Annotated in this window: 10 protein-coding genes; all 10 read right to left on the reverse strand. The window is 49.2% G+C overall.

Features of this window, described 5'->3' with window-relative positions; genetic code table 11:
- Positions 1–11: 11 nt before the first annotated feature.
- The 10 genes from QE357_RS21310 to QE357_RS21355 all read right to left on the reverse strand — a co-directional run bounded on the left by QE357_RS21310 (position 12) and on the right by QE357_RS21355 (position 15979).
- Positions 12–1739, reverse strand: coding sequence for an FAD-dependent oxidoreductase (locus QE357_RS21310; protein WP_309712149.1), 1728 nt, complete (start codon positions 1737–1739; stop codon positions 12–14).
- A 60-nt stretch (positions 1740–1799) separates the two neighbouring features.
- Complete coding sequence (locus QE357_RS21315) at positions 1800–3233, reverse strand: RagB/SusD family nutrient uptake outer membrane protein (RefSeq protein ID WP_309712152.1); 1434 nt, start codon at positions 3231–3233, stop codon at positions 1800–1802.
- Positions 3234–3250: 17 nt separating this feature from the next.
- A complete protein-coding gene (locus QE357_RS21320) occupies positions 3251–6592 on the reverse strand; it encodes a TonB-dependent receptor (RefSeq protein WP_309712155.1) in 3342 nt (1113 codons plus the stop codon).
- Between the two features lie 44 nt (positions 6593–6636).
- Positions 6637–7623 (reverse strand): FecR domain-containing protein, encoded by a 987-nt coding sequence (locus QE357_RS21325; RefSeq protein WP_309712158.1) that lies wholly within the window; start codon positions 7621–7623, stop codon positions 6637–6639.
- A gap of 35 nt (positions 7624–7658) precedes the next feature.
- Entirely contained in the window at positions 7659–8294 is a 636-nt protein-coding gene (locus QE357_RS21330) for an RNA polymerase sigma-70 factor (RefSeq protein WP_307140554.1), read from the reverse strand.
- Between the two features lie 363 nt (positions 8295–8657).
- Positions 8658–8921, reverse strand: a complete 264-nt coding sequence (locus QE357_RS21335; RefSeq protein ID WP_309712161.1) for a hypothetical protein — start codon at positions 8919–8921, stop codon at positions 8658–8660.
- A complete protein-coding gene (locus QE357_RS21340) occupies positions 8833–9999 on the reverse strand; it encodes an alpha-L-fucosidase (protein ID WP_309712164.1) in 1167 nt (388 codons plus the stop codon). The genes QE357_RS21335 and QE357_RS21340 overlap by 89 nt, the downstream gene beginning before the upstream one ends.
- A 10-nt stretch (positions 10000–10009) precedes the next feature.
- Positions 10010–11275 (reverse strand): SGNH/GDSL hydrolase family protein, encoded by a 1266-nt coding sequence (locus QE357_RS21345; RefSeq protein WP_309712167.1) that lies wholly within the window; start codon positions 11273–11275, stop codon positions 10010–10012.
- Positions 11276–11333: 58 nt separating this feature from the next.
- Entirely contained in the window at positions 11334–12845 is a 1512-nt protein-coding gene (locus QE357_RS21350) for a RagB/SusD family nutrient uptake outer membrane protein (protein WP_309712170.1), read from the reverse strand.
- Between the two features lie 20 nt (positions 12846–12865).
- Positions 12866–15979 carry a TonB-dependent receptor gene (locus QE357_RS21355; RefSeq protein WP_309712173.1) on the reverse strand — a complete coding sequence of 1038 codons (3114 nt, stop codon included), beginning with the start codon at positions 15977–15979 and terminating at the stop codon, positions 12866–12868.
- Positions 15980–16047: the final 68 nt, after the last annotated feature.

The raw sequence follows: 16047 nt of genomic DNA on the forward strand, positions 1-16047 counted from the left end.
GGCTTAGCATCTTATTTTAAACTCGCTAATTGCTTGGATGCAAAATCTTTAGCATGAACGTCTATGCCCGGCGAATACACCAGTATCGCCTTTTGCTTGAGAAGAGACTCTTGTAAAGCTTTGATGGAAAGCTTATGTACGGATGCAGAACCCGTTAAGGCAGCAGCGGTACCCGCCGCCTGTCCCAGAGCCATCCAGCAAGGTTCCATGCGAAGGGTAGAAAAGCCAATGTGCGTAGCCGAAGCAGCAACGGGACATAATAAATTCTCAATCGGAGCATCGGGAACCATGACGCGGAAAGGAACGGTGTAGACTTGGGAAGGGTAACTTAAAAAGCCGTCCAGGTGTACCCGACCCGCTTCCCGCTTCCGTACCGCGTGCGAATCCAGAGCATAGTGACTGGCCGTAACGCTATCGGAGTGAAGCGGAGGTCTGCCATTGGAGCCGACGGCCTGGGCATCCTGAGCTTTGAAGATATATTGACCCTTCATGCGGCGACCTTCCCGCACGTAAAGCTGACGCGGGAAGTACCCATTATCGGCATATTCATCTTTAGCCCAGCCCCATTCCGAACATTGCTTACGGAACCAATCGGGTAACTCGCTATCGTTTTGAGCGAAGTAGAAAAGGCCTTCGGTATACTCCCGCAATCGCTGGGCAAACTGATCTCGCCACTGCCAGCCCGAAGTAGGATAAGGCCAGTTTTCCTCCGGTAAATCGGTGGAAAGAAAAGCCAGATGTTGATTATTGGCATCCGTTTTCTGATTGGGCAACTTCACCATATTGGTCAGCCGGGCAATGCCCTGGGGCATACCGGGCACTTGCGGAGGTTGACCGGCTGCCACTCGTTTCTCGTTTTCGTCGATTTGAGCTGGCGTCAGTTTTTGCATCTGAACGCCCGTGTGACGGCCCGTTTTTACGTCTTCAATCAGAGAAACAAACTCGTCTCGGTTGTAGTGAGCTGGCTTTTGAATCGTAACCCGGTTGGCAGGATTATTGGTCAGACAAAGTCGGTAGTTATAGGACTCGATGGCGTTATCCTCCTGATACGTAGAACCTTCGCCTTCGGGTCCGGCCCAGTATTTATACACTCGTCCCGCCCCTACTTCATTGTATTGGCTTTTGCCTTCCCGACCCAGAAAAAACGGCACGCCCGCCGCCGCGATGAGATCACCTTCGTAAGAAGCATCAATAAAAAAAGTACCCGAGTAGGTTTCTGGTTTTTGAGTCGTCCGGTTGATTACCCGGATGCTTTCAATGCGGTTGTTACGAATGCTTAGGTTTTCGGGCTCAAAATTGAACTGACGAAGCGTTAACACCTCAATAGCCGGATGTTCTTTAATAAAATCCTGAAAAATTTTCGTAGCAACGGAAGGTTCAAAATGATACCCGTCTGAACAATTTTTTACCTGTTGGGAATCCGCTCCGTATGTATCGATGTAATAGTTTTTAATGCGATCCACAAACTCCAGAAACAGGCCGCCCGTGGCTCCACGGGTCGCAATATCGGTAGCTCCGAGGCCATTGGCTGGCAATCCTCCCAGATAAGCCGTCCGTTCCAGAATGAGGGATTTCTTTCCTAAACGGGCCGCCGCTACGGCAGCCATGATTCCGGCGGGAGTGGCCGAGAGAATAATGAGATCGTAGGTAGCCGCCAGCCGAGTGGCCCCGCTAAGAGTCAGTCCAACGCTGGCAAGACTGGTTATTTTTAGAAAGTGGCGACGAGGGTAATGCGACATAAGCTCAGGAGGTTTAGAAAATACTTGCTGCACACGATTTGCAAGTTCTGAAAGAATCCATTAATAACCAGGATTTTGATTTTCAGCGGTTAATAACTTATTGTAAAGAATTTCGGAGCTGGGAATGGGCCAAAGCATGTGCTTATCGGCCACTACAATTTTCTTCACTTCCAGAATGCGTTGTTTGGCAATCCCCAGTCTTTTTAAATCGAGCCAGCGTTTGCCTTCATACATGGTTTCGTATCCCCTTTCTTCAACCACTTTGTCAATAAAGGAGGTCAGGTTATAATCGGTCCGTTTGAGATCGACGGCAGACACGGTGTTAGAAGGATAGCCATACGCCCTGCGGTGTACTTTATTGAGACTTTCGAGGGCGGCTTCCGTTGGGGTCTGATTGGAACGGGCTTCGGCCTCAGCGTGAAAGAGCAGAAGATCAGCGTAACGATACCAGGGATAATCGTTACCCGCTCCATAATTCGTAGCGGCAGGATCTCTGAATTTTCGGTACAAACAACTGCTTTTACCCAATCCAATATCGACGTTATAGAGAATATGAGCTTTGCGTAGATCCTTTCCACTCCAGTTTTTAATGACTGAATTAGTGGTCGAATCGGTGTACTGAGCGTACACGCCGCCGGGACCGTAGTAGTTATATTGAGCCGTTTTGCGGTGAGCATAACTCACCAGGCCGAAACCCTGCTGACGGGAATACTTAAAGTAAAAAATCTCTTCGGCAGTGTTCACTACTTCCGGACCATAAATTTTCTGAAAATCCTCGGACTGGCTGACTTCTACCAGAGCGTACTTTCCAGAGTCGATGACTTCCTTCGCTTTGGCCGCCGAAGCCTTGTAGTTTTCCTGATACAGGTAAATTTCCGACAAAAGAGTCTTGGCCGCCCACTTGCTGGGCCGACCGATTTCGGCAGGCGTGTCTGGTAGTGAAGCCTCCGCGGCCAGAGCATCACTTAAAATAAGTTCATACACTTCTGCTACGCTAGACCGGGCTACGTCATAAATTGTCATATTGGCCTCCGTTCTCAGGGGGACGCCGTTCCAGTTACGCACCAGAGCAAAATAGAGCAACGAACGGAGAAATTTGGCTTCCCCCAGAAACGCTGCCTTATTAGCCTCCGAGATGGCCGTAGCCTTAGGTACATTGGCGATGACCAAATTGGCATTTCGGATGGATTGGTAAAAATTATCCCAAATCACGCCAACGCGGTTGATATTGGTATTATCCAGGCCCTGATAAAGGCTCACGGCCATTTGACTTCCCCTGGAATCGCCGTAATCTGCCAGTCCTTCCAGCTGAGCAGGATAATTAATACTCAGGGCATTGTCTGCACGCATGGGGCCATAGATGGCATTCACTGCGGCCTTCACCTCCGCATCTGTGTTGTAGAAAATCTCTGAGGCTAGCGATTTTGGCTTTTCCAGCAAAGCATCCGAGCAACCAGTCGTGAGGAGCAGTAGAAGTAAGAATATTTTTTTCATGACGGTCATGTTCTCAATTAAAAACTAACTCGAATACCCACAGTCGTGGTTTTGGCTACCGGATATACATAATGATCAATGCCCAGCAATACGGAGTTTGACCCACCATAGGAGTTAATTTCGGGATCATACCAGGAATACTTGGTAAACGTGAATAGATTCTGGGCACTGACATACACCTGAGCATTTTCAAGCCATTTCAGCTCCAGTCTGGAAACGGGTAGTGTATAACTTAGCTGGATGTTTTTCACGCGTAAGTAAGAACCGTCTTCAATGAAACGGTCGGATACTTGTGGCTGCGAAGAGGTACGGATGATGGGATACTTGGCGTTAGGATTCGACGGAGTCCAGTGATTGAGGTAAACCTCGCGGGGCATGTTGAGAGCCTGTCCATAATCATTGGTCTGATTGACCGCACTTAAATTGAAGATGTCATTCCCCTGACTTCCCTGCAGAAACAGCGTAAGCTCAAAGTTCTTAAAGGACATCGTCGAATTTAACCCGTAGGTAAACCGGGGCAGTGGGTTCCCAATGATTCGTTTATCACCCGCATCGCGAATACCATTGTTATTAAAATCTTCGTAAACGACCATTCCCTTCTCATCGTAGCCCTTGGATACGTAGCCATAAAAAGCCCCCAGCGACTCCCCTTCCCGAATGATATTGATGTTATCATTAATGACGGAAATATTAATGGCATCGCCTAGAATATCGTTTCCGCCGTAGAGCTTCATGACTTTATTGCGATTAAAGGAAATATTACCTGATACGTCCCATTTAAACGCCTGTTGCAGGATTCGGGCACTGGCTGAAAGTTCAAGTCCTCTGTTTTGAATTTTACCAATGTTCTGAATGGTGTACAGGTAGCCCAGTGAAGAGGGTAACTGAACGTTATTCAAGAGGTTACGCGTGTTTTTAATGTAGTAATCCAGCGTGAACGTGAAGCGGTTGTTGAAAATACCAATGTCCAGACCGGCATCACTCTGGGCAGTGGTTTCCCAGCGTAAAGGCCCTGCCAGTCGGGTATCCGGAGCGTAGGAAGTAGTCAGGGCATCGCCAAAAACGACCCTCCCGGAATTGAGTTGATTCAGAGTCTGGTAAGGGCTAATGGCGGTGTTACCCGTTTCCCCATAACCCACCCGAATTTTGAGATCCGAGATAAAGGGAAGTTTTTGAATAAAGTCTTCTTCGGACAACCGCCAGGCTAACGCTCCCGAAGGGAAATATCCCCATTTCTGCCCTTCGCTGTAGCGGGATGAGCCGTCCGAGCGAATACTCAACGTAGCCAGAATTTTGTTGTTAAAGGTATAATTCACCCGGGCCAGGTACGAAAGCAACGCCCATTTGGAGTAAGACGAGCTAGGTACATTTTGCGTAGCAGCCGCACCGATGTCGTATGTTTCCTGAGTGTCACTAATGAAACCGCTTCCAGAAGTGGCAAATGAGGTATAGGTATAGTCCTGATAGGTAAAGCCCGCGACGGCTGAAATCGAATGCCGGTTCCAGTTTTTTACGTAACTCAGCGTGTTTTCACTCAATAGACTAGTTATCTGAGCCGTACTGATACTGGCCGAGCCGACTGAATTTACGAAACGATTGGACGTAAAGCTGTCGGTCCGATCATCCGTACTTTCAATACCCGCCATCGTCTTCAGAGTCAGACCCTTCACGGGTTCGTAGGATAAAGCCGCATTGGCTAAGACTTTGTTGGACTGAATTTTATCATTCTGCAGATAGATGAAATTAAGGGGATTAATGATGGCATTCGAACCCCAGGCATAGTATTGACCCAGATTGCTATAACTGCCGTCTGGATTCGTGGCAGGAGCCGTAGGATAGCCCGATAATATCGCTGAAATGAGCGAGCCACCCCGGTTGCCTTTCTCTGAATTCTTCCGATCTGACTTGATTTTACTCAGAATGGAGCTAACGTCAAGTTTAAACTTTTTCCCTAGGTCAAAACTCAGGTTAGCCCGTAAGGAGTTTCTTACGTAATTGCTGCCGATAATTATTCCCTGCTGGTTAAAGTTACCTCCCTGCACGGTAAAGCGGGTTTTCTCGCTCCCACCGCTCACGGATACCGAATGATTTTGCACGGGAGCAGATCGAAAAACTAAATCCTGCCAATCCGTTCCTTTGCCAAACTGAGCGATTTCTTCGGCGGTAAAATGAGGAGCAAGTCCGTCATTGGTTGCTTGTTCATTATAGAAATTGGCGTATTCCTGAGCGTTCATCAGGTCGAGTTTTTTACGAACCGTCTGAATGCCATAATACCCATCATAACTGACGCTGGTACGGCCTGATTTACCTTTTTTTGTGGTAATGAGAACGACCCCGTTAGCTCCCCGCGAACCGTAAATAGCCGTAGCAGACGCATCTTTTAATACCTCAATGGATTCAATATCCGAGTTATTCAGTAAAGTCGGATTGCCGGAATAAGGAAAGCCATCTACCACATACAAAGGTTCATTACTTCCCTGAATGGAATTAGTACCTCTGACGCGTACACTAATGGCACTGCCGGGCGAGCCGTTGTTTTGAGAAATGTAGACACCCGCTGCCCTGCCCGACAAGGCCTGAACCATGTTTGTCGTCGGGTAAGCATTAATTTCCGATGCTTTGACCGAAGCGACCGAACCCGTTAAATCGCTTTTCTTCACCTGCCCATACCCAATTACCACGACCTCATTGAGAGATTCCGGGTTGGGCTTCAACTCGATGTCAAGATTCGTTTGGGAGCTGACCTCAACCTCTTGTTTTTCATAGCCCACGTAACTGAAAATGAGGGTAGCAGGAAGAGAAGGAATAGTAACCTGAAACTGTCCTTCTGCATTGGTTGTAGTCCCCTTCGACGTACCCTTAACTAATACCGAAACCCCTACCAGAGCCTCTCTGGATTCGGAGGCTACTACCCGGCCTGTGACCACTGATTCCTGAGCCAAGGCCTGTGAGCTAGTTAACTCTGACGTAGAAGCTGATTCATGGGCTGAATCTTTCTCTGAAGCGTTTTTTTTAGAACGCTTTATGATATACGTCTTCGCTTTGAGTTTTTGAAAATGCAGATCCAGGGGTTTGAATAACTCTTCCAGAGCCGCTTCCGGTGAAGCATACCGGGAAAAATTAAGGCTGGGCACGTGCTGGCCTTCCACCAGTTTATCGGCATAGATTAAATCCACCCGATAATAATCCCGCAGGTTATGAAGCACTTGTTTCAGGGGAAGCGTCTGCTTCGCCGAACCGGAAACTACGGAAGGAGGCAACCAGGCCAGCGTTTGGCTAAAAGCTGTAGGGAAAAACCATAGACATAGTCCACCCAGCAACGCATACCTTCCAAGCAAGTAGATACAGCGTCTGTTCATAGAAAATCTGATTTAGAGGTTAAGCTTTTTCGGAGCTACAGAAGTTATTGAGAGAACGTAACGTGGTTGTTTTGACGGTTATAATTGATTTCAAACAATTGGGAAATGAGCTGAAGTAATTCATCGGCATTACGGGCCTGATAGGACCCCGATGTAGTTTCCTTTCTCAACGGCGGGTTCTTAATGTCCACTTCCAGACCATAGTTTTCCTCTAACATATAGGAAAGTTCTTCCAGCGAAGTATGATTGAATTCATAGCGATGATCTTTCCAGGCATCGTAAGGGGTCGGACTCGGTACCTGTTTCCGCTGCAAGCGTCCTTTCTGATCCAGACTGACCAGCTCGCCGGGTTTCATGAGTAGCTTTTCCGAGCGATGGTCCTTCGTATAATCAATCTGTACCTTACCCGTTTTAAGCACGAGCTGCGTCTTTCGGGAACGGGCAAAAACGGTAAACTTCGTACCGAGTACCGTTACCTGAAAATTACGTTCAGTAGTAATGCGAAAGGGTTGATGATCTGGAAGGTGTTTGACATCAAAATCGGCTTCCCCTTTTAAAAACGCCCGGCGACTATTCGCAAGAAAGGTGAAACGAGGTACCTGCAACGACGAATGAGCATTAAGCGTCACGAGGGTGCCGTCCGACAGGGTAATTTGTTTGACCTGTCCGTAACCCGTTTCAAACGTTTTATAAAAAATACGATCAAAACCCGCATAAAAACAGGCCGAAAGGCTCAGTAACAAAAGAGCCGCTACGCTTAACCGCCGGAATGTCAACCAGGTCCTGGAGGGCTTTACTTCTTCGGGCCTTTGGTCTGGCATTTCGCCCAATTGAGTCAGACTTTTTCGCAAAGCCTCTTCCGAATCGGCAACGTATTGTAAGTTCTGATGTTCCCATTCTTCCAGCCAGGTATAGTAGATTTCCTGGTGCTGAGGACTTTCAAGCCATTCTTCCATCAGGCGTCGTTGCAACGGCGACAGCCGACCAGCAAAGTGCTCGAAAACCATTCGTTTAGTAACCGGATGTTCCATAGGTGGGTATGAGAAGTGTCAGGGCTTTTCCCGACTTAGCTGATCCAGAGTAAAAGAAATAAAAAGCCGTTTTGCGTAATGCGGCGTAAATGCTCCAGGGCTTTATGCAGATGGGCTTCCACCGTTTTCTGATTAATATTCAGCTCATCGGCTATTTCGCGGTGCTTCTTCCCCTCAAATCGACTCAGCAGAAAAACCCGCTGGCATTGGGGCGGCAGAGACCGAATGCCGTTTTCGAGCTGATTGAGTAATTCGGTGTACTGTAAAATATGCTGAGGATCATCCTGCGTGGGCAGCGTTTCTTCCGGCTGTTCCAGAGAAATTCCCCTTCTGCCGAATTCTTCCTGTACATGCGAATAGGCTCGTTTACGAACGGCTGAAAATAAATAAGCCCGGTAGCTGCTGGTAATGGTCATGAATGACTGATTTCGCCAGAGACTCAGGAATACTTCACTCACCAGGTCTTCGGCCACTTCCCGTCCATACACGTAACGCACGGCGTGACTGCAAAGGACTTTATAGTACCTTCGGTATAGAAGCTCGTAGCCCTTGCGGGAATCCTGAGCAAAAGCCTGTCGAATGAATTGCTCACTGTCAGCCACGATGGGTACCTTATCTTCGGAAAAAACAGGCCCTTTGGTTGTTGGTTCTTGTTCAGGTAAAGACTGCATCCGGCGTGTTAGCTCTAAAAGTTATACGGACAAAACTACCCGATTGAATAGCTGAAGCACGAAGACGAGTCCTGACTTCCTGTTTCTATTACTAAGTCAGTGAAATGCCCAAACACCCTTAGTTAAATTCAAAAAAAACTTTGTAAATCAATAACATTTTCTTTTGCTGAGCAACAAAAAAGAAAGAGCTGAAGGGGAAAGGATGGCTTCAAGCAACTGTACTCCTAAAAGATGTACCCCCTCTGCATGAGAAGAAAACGGGATAATCGCTTCTAGATTCGTCCCTTCCTTTATGCCAGAAGAAACGAACCTAGAAGCGATTACCCCTTAAAACGTTAGCTTTAAATCCAGTAAAGAAAAATGTTAATGAGCCCCGTCTATGACATCGCGTTTATCCTGCGTTTGGATTGGTTTATAGGTTACGTTCGAAATTTTTAGTACCACCGGATTAGGCCACTGGTTATTGGTATAGAGTCGCTGTCCGTTTACGGCACTAACCGCCAAACCCATACTAGTGGGCTGCACCAGTAACCGGGCATCAAATCCCTGTCGATATTCCACTAATTCGCTGGCATAACCCAGCACTTCCACGCGAGTCTGAGCGGTGCCTTCCAGGGTATGAAACACAAAATCTTTTCTTTCGCCGTAATTTCCACTCTTTTCCTCCGGGAATAAAGACATAAACAGTATTCGACTCCCGAGCCCTGGTAAACCAGTAAGGGCCTTCCCGGGTCAGGGGCCAGGGTCGAACGTGGTCTACACTTTCCTGATTTACCAATTGCCACAGGGCTATTTCACGTAATAAAGCTTCCTGTTCCATCTGAATTTCTCCATTGGGTTTAGGTCCTACGTTCAGGAGTAAATTTCCGCCTTTGGCTCGTGTTTCAATCAGCATATGGATAATTTCCGTACCCGATTTATGAGGATCATTGGTAGGCTTATACTGCCAGTCCGTCCCCATGGTGAAACAAGCCTCCCAGGGACCCGGAATCGGCTGGTCGGGCAGCGTTTGTTCGGGGGTATTCATCTGCCCTCGGGTAACCACCAGTTCAGGTTGCAGTTGCCAGGCATATTCTTTCAGCCCCTCGGCTGGCCCATCAAAAAACAAAAGATCAATTTTCCCATACTGCGTCAGTAACTCTTTAAGCTGACGCTTATCGTAAGCCATCAAAGCCGGGTTCTGGGCCGGATAATGTTGCGGATGTTGCAAGCGTCCGATGGGAAGCTGATGCTGATACAGAAAGTAAAAGTCTTCTGGAGAAAAGTATAGCCCAATGGCAATGCCCTGCTTTCGAAACGCTTCCATTACTTCCCGAAGTATATCTCGCCCGAAAGGCGTTTGCATGACCTGAAACGCAGTCGTTTGCGTATTCCACAGGCAGAATCCTGAGTGATGTTTGGCCGTAAAAACGACGTATTTCATGCCTGCCAATCGGGCCAGCACCGCCCAATCTTCGGGATCAAACTTCTTTGGGTTGAAGGTTTTAGGTAATTCCGTGGTAAATCGCCGGAGATAGTCCGAGGAGGCTCCGGCCATTGAGTGGCTAATGACGGCTCCCACCTGAGCATCCAGACTCCAGTGAATGAACATCCCAAAGCCCAGATCCATGAACCAGGCTTCCCGCTCGGGTTTATTACCCCGTTGCTGGGCATTGGCCATTAAAATGCCCAGGATACAAAATAGCGTTAGATACGTTTTTTTCATGGGATGCGGTCTAAGGAATCAGGTCACCCACCAGTAAAAGCTGACCTGCGTACCCGGCATTTTCTTCAAAGCGGCGGCTATCATCCATGCGTTGATTTCTTTTGCTGAGGATGTCGGCCTTGTTCAGTTTCTCCCCGGAAATCCGAAACCGGATGACGTGGGCCTGCTCGGGTGGCGTAGGCATGACAAAAAAATGGGATCGGTAATAGGTGGCGTACGAATCGAACCGAGGAATGAGTTGGGGCGTTTGCTGATCCATTTGCCATTCATAGGAGCCGCAACCCGGCCCTACGACGTCATACAGACCACAGGCCAGCCCTTTCATGCGTACTTCCAGGTAATCGCCCGGATGTGTGGATTTTAGCAAGTACGAAAACCGATTGCGAAGCAGGTAAGCAACAGAATCCGTGCCGGGTTTTATGATCTGCCAGCTACCGTGCCGGGCAAGCCTGTCGAGGGGCACCATGCGGGCAGCTTCCCAATGATCGGCCACGAAAGGAGCGGGCATCACAAAAGCTCTTTCCTTTTTCTGTACCGAAGCCAGTTTACGTAAAGCTGCTCCCAAAGCCTGGGTATAAAGAGCCTGACCCGTCTCTGGATAAGGATGTACGTTATCTGCCGAAAATACCAGTTGTTGGGGATGCTCTTCCGGTTTGCCTTTAAAAATCAGTTTCCCTTCCTGAGCCAGCCGGGCCACTTCCAGCCCCAGACAAACGCCCGGAACGTCGTAGTGCTCCGCAATTTCCTCCATCGCCAAAGCCGCCGGTGGCAGTTCCTGCCGCTGGTAATAGGGAGCCAGATCAGCCGTCAGGGTATAGACGAAACAAATGTCAATGGTCGGATTCTGCCGCCAGATTTTTCTTACGATGCCTTCCATGGCCCGGTAAATCTGCTCCGGTTTCTTCCCCTGATCGTTCACTGCAAATTCCACAAAGACCAAATCTGGTTTCAATCCCAAGACCTGAGGTTCTACCCGGAACACGCCTAAATCAGAGCCCGTCCCTCCAACGCCGGCATTTATTCCCGTAAACGTGGCCTGCGGATACTGCTTCTGTAACCATTGCAGAGACTGGTCTCGCCAACCCCCACTGGCTTCGGTAATGCTTCCGCCGAGGTATCCTATCCGCACCTTTTCCTTCGCTTTGATCTTTTCAAAAAAGTGAGGCAATCCCGCCCGGACTTTAACCAGTTGGGCTTGCTTTAGAGAACTGGGCTGAGCCAGAATTAAACCGGGAAGCAGGAGCCAGTAAATGAGTAGTGTACTACGGATACGCATATGAAAAATCAGTAAGTCTGGGTTCAAGGGCAGCAAGCCACGGAACCCAGGCTGTGTTTTAATAGCCTTCATTCTGAGTTAATTGTGAACTATACTGCAACTCAGCAAGTGGCAGGGGAAAGAGTACCTGATGCGGTTGTACCTGCACCAGGCTGCCCCCACTATTGACAAATAAGCCATTATTAGGAACCTGCGGGGTGGAGGCTATTTTGGCGTACTTCTCATAAAAGGCATTCATTACGGGTAATAAACGGCCCGTTCTGACCAGATCAAACCATCGGTGCCCTTCGTAACTGAGCTCAAGGCGACGTTCGTTTTCCAGGGCCAGGCGGAGTTCACTCGGGCTGCTAGTGGTTAAAGCGGCCAGCCCCGCCCGGCTCCGAACCGCGTTAAGGTAGGCTAAAGCACTGGTTGATGATCCTGATTCATTGAGGGCTTCCGCGTACATCAGCAATACATCCGCGTACCGAAGTACAATCCAGTCATTATCGCCGTCATTGCGAGCAAAGGGAGCCCCGTTGCCAATGTATTTACGGGTGTAATAATCGGAAGTCGCGGCACTGTTTCCTTTGGTGTAATAACCAACCGAAAGGGCTTTGCGACGGTCCCCTTCCGGAAAGGCAGTGGCCAGATCCTGCCGCACTACCGGGCCGCCGGATAATCCCGCTTTGATAATATCCGTTCCAGAATAGGTAGGAAGAAAATTGCTGGCAAATCCACTACCCAGCCCGATGCCTCCCGACAGATACCGCACCGCGAAGAGTATTTCCTTATTCATTTCGTTACCCGTCGAAAAAACATCCTCAAAACTCGTCGTTAGTAAGGCGTGTACGCTGGCCAGATTGCCCGCCGTGGGTGTGCCGGGAATCAACTCCCCCAGTACGGCGGCGGCCTGCGAATAATTCCCCTGGGTTAAATACACTTTCCCCAGCAAGCCTTTGGCAGCACTACGAGTAGCCCGCCCCAGATCTCCAGCCGAATACGTCACGGGCAGAGCCGTTGCAGCTTCTTGCAAGTCCTTGACAACCTGGGCATATACTTCGTTGACAGGCGTTCGGCCATAAGTATAGGCCTTTTGATAGTCCGCTCCTAAATCTTCCGTTACCAGCGGCACCGCTCCCCAGACGCGTACCAGATTAAAGTAGTTTAAAGCCCGAATAAACTTCATCTCAGCCAGGTAGCGGTTACGCAAGGTCGTATCCATAGCGACCGTTCCCGCATGAGCTAGCACGGTGTTGGCCCGGCTGATGCAGCGGTAACTATCCGTCCACATGGTTTGCAGGTTTGGGTTGTTTTCCTCGACTCCAAAAATGGAGAAGAAATACCGGGCATTGGCAGAGACGGGTTCGTAAGCATTATCGCTGGCCATTTCCCCGAATACGAAATAGCTATTGTTATAAATGGGTTGTAGCTGGCTGTATACGCCCGTTACGGCAGCCGACACATTCGAAGCGGACGTAAATAAATTTTCCGTTGGGATCTTTGTTGGATCTCTTAATTCCAGAAAATTTTGTTGACAGGCCGTTAAACAAGCCATCAGCAGACTGGTAATAAACAGGATACGTTTCATAGAATTGAAAATTGGCACGGTTAAAAACCCAGGTTTATGCCCACCGTGATGGTGCGGGCTAATGGATACGAAGCCGAATCATAGCCGTACGTGGGGGCAGTCGTGTTTCCGTTATCATTGGCTTCGGGGTTATACCCGATGTATTTCGTAAAGGTGTATAGGTTGTGACCGCTCATGTACAAACGAGCCTGCTCGATTTTCCAGCGTTTGGTAAGGAGGGAAGGAAGGGTGTACCCCAGGGATACCGTGCGGATACGAAGAAACGAAGCATCGTATACATAACGACTCGACGGGTTATTGGCTCCACCCGAAGGGGTGTTCGTAGCCCGGGGCTGCCAGCCATTGCCGGGATCGCTGGCTGACCGCCAGCGATTGGCTACGTCCGTAATGGTATTGGCGTTGCCGTTGAAAAAGTAACCCGATCGCAACCACTGAGCCCAGATTTTATTTCCCTGCGAGCCTTGCAAAATGACGTTCAGATCAAATCCTTTCCAGGTAAGGGTATTGGTGAGTCCGTAAATGAATTTCGGCAGCGGGTTACCCAAATAGGTTAAATCCGACGCATTGATTCGGCCATCTCCATTGATGTCTTCGTACTTGATATCTCCGGGTTTTGAGCCTCCACTGGCCCAGACGGCTCCGGCATCTACCTCGGCCTGATCCTTGAAGACACCTATCTGTCGGTAGCCGTAAAATTCTCCCAGAGCCTTCCCCGGTTCAACAATGGCGTAATTCGTAAAGCCGCCCGCACTGTAGTAAATGGGTTTGTCATTCACCAGCGAAAGCACCCGGTTTTGATTGAAGGAGATATTACCGTTGGTAGTCCAGCTCAGGGATTTACCGCTTACGTTCCGGGATGTAATGGAAAGCTCCAGCCCCTTATTGCTTATTTTCCCGATGTTCTCCAGCACCGAGCCTGCGATTCCAACCAGAGCCGGAACATTTCGGTTATTCAACAGACCTGTCGTGAGCCGTTGGTACACATCTGCGGTCAGATAAATCCGGTCCTGCCACAAACCTAACTCCAGACCCAAATCCGTCTGCTGGTTCGTTTCCCAGGTGAGGCTGGCGTTGGCAATATTCGTAGCCGCATACCCATACGTACGAGCCCCGGCCCCTGAGCCAAAAGAATAATTGGCCTGGGTCGCATAACTCTGGGAAGCGTAATTTCCAATGTTATTATTACCCGTTAGCCCGTAACTACCTCTGATTTTCAGATCACTAATGAGGGTTACTGATTTCATGAAGTTTTCTTCCGAAAGTCGCCAGGCAGCAGATACCGACGGGAAGGTAGCATAGCGATTATTCGCTCCGAAGCGGGAAGAACCATCCCGACGAATAGCCGCCGAAAAGAGGTACCGATCCTGATAGCTATAATTAACCCGCCCCAGATAAGATACCAGATTGTTTTGGGAGTAAGTATTCGTCGCTGTAGTCGTTCCGGCTCCGCTCACATTCGTAATCAAATCGTTAATGAAACTGCCATTTACTCCCGTAATCACATTCCCGGACCCCGTGGCCGACTGCACCGTATAACCAGCCAGAACATCGAAGGAATGGTCTTCGTGGAAAGTTTTACGGTAATGCAGCGTGTTTTCCCACAGCCAGTTGGAGCTGGTATTCATCCGTTTGGCGGCGGCAATGTTATTTACCAGTGGGTTACTCAGGTTTGCCGTGGGGGCCGTGTTGGAGGGCATCGTGGCGGGCACAAACTGATTACGGGTATCCGTATTGTACTCTACGCCAAAGCTGGTTTTAGCAGTCAGATCCGGTACCAATTCCCATTCGATAAAAGAGTTGGCTAAAAACCTGGGACTGCTGCCCCGATCCCGGTACTGGTCAAACTGAACCGTTGGACCTCTGAAGTTAGGCGAGATGGAATTAGCTCCCTGCGTCAACGGATAATTATTGGTGTTGGCATAATCGCCATTGGGCAGGCGTTCGGGAAACAGCGAAGGCATCACCAGAGCCGCCGCAATGGGGTCCGTTCCCACGGCAATGATGGAGGCATCGTTAGTACCAGCAACGGTTTGGTACTGAGTATTCGTAAGAGAGGGAGCCAGTACTACGCCAGCTCGAACGCGTTTAGAGAGTTGCATTTCCAGGTTAGCCCGTAGCGTAAACCGTTCAAATCCGGTCGCTTTGAGAATGCCCTCCTGCTTGAGGTAAGAACCCGAGACGTGGTAACGTACTTTCTCACTTCCACCCGAAGCCGATAGCTCCTGCTGAGTCATGAATGCCTGACGATAAATGGCTTCCTGCCAGTCGGTTTCAGGCAAATCGCTGGGCGGATTGTCGTAAAAAGCGTAATACTTAAGCCCGGCATTGATCGCCGATTCTCTGGAGAAATCAATGAACTGCTGGTTGTTCATCAATGAAACTTTACGGGCCAGATTTTGCACGCCCGCGAAGGTATTAAACATGATTCGGGGTTTACCCACTTCGCCGCGTTTGGTCGTCACCAGGATCACGCCATTTCCTCCCCGGGAGCCGTAAATGGCCGCCGCCGCCGCATCTTTTAATACTTCTATGGATTGGATATCGCCAGGATTGATCTGATTGAAGTTATCCGCACTGGCCAGCGGATACCCGTCTACTACGTAAAGCGGACTATTACCCGCTCCGAGCGAACCTACTCCCCGAATGCGAATGACCGGAGCCGCTCCCGGCTGACCACCCGTTTGGGTGATGTTCACTCCTGATACCTGAGCGGCCAGAGCCTGGGCGGGGTTGGCTACGGGAATATCTTTCAGTTGTTTGGAGGATACGGAGCTTACAGCGGTTGAAAGAGATTTGCGGCTCTGTTCGCCATAACCCACTACCACTACTTCGTTCAGGGCCTGAGCATCGGGTAACAACGTTACGTCAATACTGGTCCGATTGGCCAGAGGTACCTCCTGTTTAATGTAACCAATGGAAGAAAAAAGCAGGGTTCCGTCCCCCGAAGGAAGCCGGAGCTGATACCTTCCTTCCGCATCGGTAGAGGTGCCTATGTTGGTGCCTTTTACTACTACGTTGACCCCGGGTAAGCCCTGACCACCCTCAGCCGTGACCCGACCCTTCAGGAAAAGTTCCTGACCTGACCCCAGCAAAGGAACGAACCACAACACTAAAAAAGGTATGAGTAATCGCATAAAAATAAGTTTAGATAAACGGTGTAAGTCTTGACGAGCGTCATTAGCCCCTTTTGAATCGACTATTT

Origin of the sequence: Siphonobacter sp. SORGH_AS_0500, assembly GCF_031453245.1 — a bacterium.
GTDB lineage: Bacteria > Bacteroidota > Bacteroidia > Cytophagales > Spirosomataceae > Siphonobacter.

Excerpts from the sequence above, each read along its gene's own strand:
- QE357_RS21310 (WP_309712149.1), bottom strand. The coding sequence starts at position 1,739 with ATGTCGCATTACCCTCGTCGCCACTTTCTAAAAATAACCAGTCTTGCC.
- QE357_RS21325 (WP_309712158.1), bottom strand. The coding sequence starts at position 7,623 with ATGGAACATCCGGTTACTAAACGAATGGTTTTCGAGCACTTTGCTGGT.
- QE357_RS21330 (WP_307140554.1), bottom strand. The coding sequence starts at position 8,294 with ATGCAGTCTTTACCTGAACAAGAACCAACAACCAAAGGGCCTGTTTTT.
- QE357_RS21350 (WP_309712170.1), bottom strand. The coding sequence starts at position 12,845 with ATGAAACGTATCCTGTTTATTACCAGTCTGCTGATGGCTTGTTTAACG.
- QE357_RS21315 (WP_309712152.1), bottom strand. The coding sequence starts at position 3,233 with ATGAAAAAAATATTCTTACTTCTACTGCTCCTCACGACTGGTTGCTCG.
- QE357_RS21340 (WP_309712164.1), bottom strand. The coding sequence starts at position 9,999 with ATGAAAAAAACGTATCTAACGCTATTTTGTATCCTGGGCATTTTAATG.
- QE357_RS21345 (WP_309712167.1), bottom strand. The coding sequence starts at position 11,275 with ATGCGTATCCGTAGTACACTACTCATTTACTGGCTCCTGCTTCCCGGT.
- QE357_RS21320 (WP_309712155.1), bottom strand. The coding sequence starts at position 6,592 with ATGAACAGACGCTGTATCTACTTGCTTGGAAGGTATGCGTTGCTGGGT.
- QE357_RS21355 (WP_309712173.1), bottom strand. The coding sequence starts at position 15,979 with ATGCGATTACTCATACCTTTTTTAGTGTTGTGGTTCGTTCCTTTGCTG.